The organism is Streptomyces sp. PU-14G, assembly GCF_041028275.1.
GTDB lineage: Bacteria > Actinomycetota > Actinomycetes > Streptomycetales > Streptomycetaceae > Streptomyces.
Map to the genome: position 1 here is coordinate 1 of NZ_JASKYT010000562.1, position 2807 is coordinate 2807.

A 2807-nucleotide genomic window follows, 5' to 3' on the forward strand; every position below is an offset into this window, starting at 1 on the left:
GGCCTGGCCCCGCGCGACTTGTCGGGGCGGTGGTCGGTGGTTCAGACGTTCTCGGAGGGCGGTTCTTCCTGTTGGGGCCGCGAGTCTTCCAGGTGGCGGCGGAGTTGCTCGACGGAGACGGTGCGGTCCTTGGGCGGGGTGTCGCGGGGGACGGGGTGGTCGAAGTGGCCGAGGTCGATCKCGTCGTGGTTSGCGCCGGCTCGGCGCTCCAGCCGTAGCGGGTAGGGCTTGCCCTCGGTGGAGACGTGCATGGTGACGCGCGCCTTGTCCTGGGTGCGGGTGACGGGGACGGCGCGGTGATCACCGACCTTGCTCTCGTGGCCGCGTTTCCAGCGGGGGCCGGGCGAGGACATGGCTCCGGAGGCGGCTCGGAAGGCGTCCAGGTCGCAGGCGGTGGTCAGGCCCTTGCCGCCCAACTCGGGGTCGCGGGCGCTCCCCTTGATGTAGCGGCCCTGGAACTTCTCGGCGACCTTGCCGCCGGCCTCGGGGCCGAGCTGGGCCTTCCAGTACGCGGCGTCGGGCTTGAGCCAGATCGTGTTGCCGTGCTTGATCAGCCGCATGCTCCCGCCGTGGGGAACCGACATTTTTCCGGAGCAATTCGCCTTCTCGTCGAGGGTGAGATTGAGCCGGAGGTCGGGTGCCTCCATTCTCAGCCGCAGAGAGCGTGCGGAATTCAGCTCCTTCGAGGCTTTTTCCGCTATTTCCTCTCCTGACAACTCTGCGATGTCCGGCCCGTCACGTTCCGTCGCCGAGGGGGCGGCGTTCGCCGGGGCCAGAAGCCCGCCCGAGGCCGTCGTCGCAGCGCAGACGGCCACGACAAGTGCTGTGCGGTGCTGCTGTCGCATGGGGGTGGCTCCGATCCGCCATCGGGGAGACAGGTGTGGTGTGCCGGTTGGCGTCCTGCCGTATGCGGACAAAGACGTACTCACCGTACGTTCCGCCGGGGGGTGGCGCACTTCGGCCAGTGATGAAGCCCACTTGGCAGCGAATTCTGGACATGAGATCGCCAGGACGGGGCAGGGTTCCGGATTGCCATCTCTCCAAAGACATGGCAAAAGCCCCCATCGGGGGCACCGGGGCCGCCCCCAGCTCTCGGCAGGGAGGTGTCTCCAGGGAAAGCAGGAGCAAGGAAGGCAGTACCGAAGGTGTCCGTATCGGAGAGCATTCACATTGACGGCACGTGGCGCACGGCCGCCGACGGCGGCACGCGGGAGGTGCTGGACCCCGCTGACGCCACCACGCTCGCCGTCGTCGCCGAGGGCGACACAGCGGACACCGACGCGGCCGTCGCCGCCGCCCGCCGCGCCTTCGACCAGGGCCCGTGGCCGCACACCCCGACCGCCGAGCGCGCCGCTGTGCTGCGTCGTGTCGCGGATCTCCTCCAGCGCGACCGGGAGGAGATCGCGCTGATCGAGTCCCGGGACACCGGTAAGACCCTGGAGGAGGGCCGGGTCGACGTCGACGACGTGACGAACGCCTTCCGCTACTTCGCCGACCTGGTGATGAACGAGTCGGGCGGCCGTGTCGTGGACGCGGGCAGTCCGGACGTGCACAGCGTCGTCGTCCACGAGCCGGTGGGTGTCTGTGCCCTGATCACGCCCTGGAACTATCCGCTTCTCCAGGCGAGCTGGAAGGTCGCCCCGGCGCTGGCCGCGGGCAACACCTTCGTGATCAAGCCCAGCGAGGTCACCCCGCTGTCCACCGTCCACCTGGTGAAGCTGCTGGTGGAGGCCGGGCTGCCGGCGGGTGTCGCCAACATCGTCACCGGTGCGGGGCTCCCCGTCGGGCAGCGGCTGGCCGAGCACCCGGACGTGGACCTCTTCTCCTTCACCGGTGGCCTGGTCAGCGGCACGAAGGCCGGGGCCGCGGCGGTGGCGGGCGCCAAGAAGGTCGCCCTGGAGCTCGGCGGCAAGAACCCCAACGTCGTCTTCGCCGACGCCTGCGCCACGGACGAGGGCTTCGACACCGCCGTCGACCAGGCGTTGAACGCCGCCTTCATCCACAGCGGCCAGGTCTGCTCGGCCGGCGCCCGGCTGATCATCGAGGAGTCGGTCAAGGACCGCTTCGTGGCCGAGCTCGTCTCCCGCGCGCAGCGCATCAAGCTGGGCCGCGGCACCGAGGAGGGTGTCGAGTGCGGGCCGCTGGTCTCCCAGCAGCAGTTGGACAAGACGGAAGGCTATGTCGCCTCGGCGCTCGAAGAGGGCGCTGACCTGCGGTGCGGCGGTGAGCGGCCGAAGCCGTCCGAGGTCCGTCCGGCCGGTGGCTACTTCTACTCCCCGACGGTGCTCGACAACTGCCACCGCGGTATGCGGGTCGTCCGCGAGGAGACTTTCGGCCCGCTGCTGACGGTCGAGACCTTCAGCACCGAGGACGAAGCTGTCACGCTGGCCAACGACACCGAGTACGGCCTCGCGGGCGCCGTCTTCTCCGGTGACACGGCGCGGGCGCGCAGGGTCGCGGCGCGGCTGCGGCACGGCACGGTGTGGATCAACGACTTCCACCCCTACCTGCCGCAGGCCGAGTGGGGAGGCATCGGCAAGTCGGGCGTCGGCCGCGAGCTGGGCCCCCACGGGCTGGCCGAGTACCGCGAGACCAAGCACGTGTACGAGAACCTGCGCCCCGCACCTGTGCGCTGGTTCGCCGGCTGACCGACCGGGCCTCGCGCCCACCCGCACCCCGCACCCCGCACCCCGTACCGCCCCCCCCGGTACCGACCGACGGAAGACAACGCAGCGCCACGGCGGCTCACCCCCTGTTTCCGAGCCGCCGCGGCGCACCCGTATCAACCGCCGTTCCCGCTTCCGTCC

At 70.3% G+C, this 2807-nt stretch carries 2 protein-coding genes; one reads left to right on the forward strand and one right to left on the reverse strand.

From position 1 onward, the window contains the following. Positions 1–41: 41 nt before the first annotated feature. Positions 42–647, reverse strand: a complete 606-nt coding sequence (locus AB8Z75_RS33355) for a hypothetical protein (protein WP_369208635.1) — start codon at positions 645–647, stop codon at positions 42–44. 498 nt (positions 648–1145) lie between these two features. Here AB8Z75_RS33355 and AB8Z75_RS33360 point away from each other — a divergent pair, with 498 nt between their 5' ends. Beyond that, on the forward strand, positions 1146–2648 hold the full coding sequence (locus tag AB8Z75_RS33360; protein WP_369208637.1) for an aldehyde dehydrogenase family protein: 1503 nt from the start codon (positions 1146–1148) through the stop codon (positions 2646–2648). Positions 2649–2807: the final 159 nt, after the last annotated feature.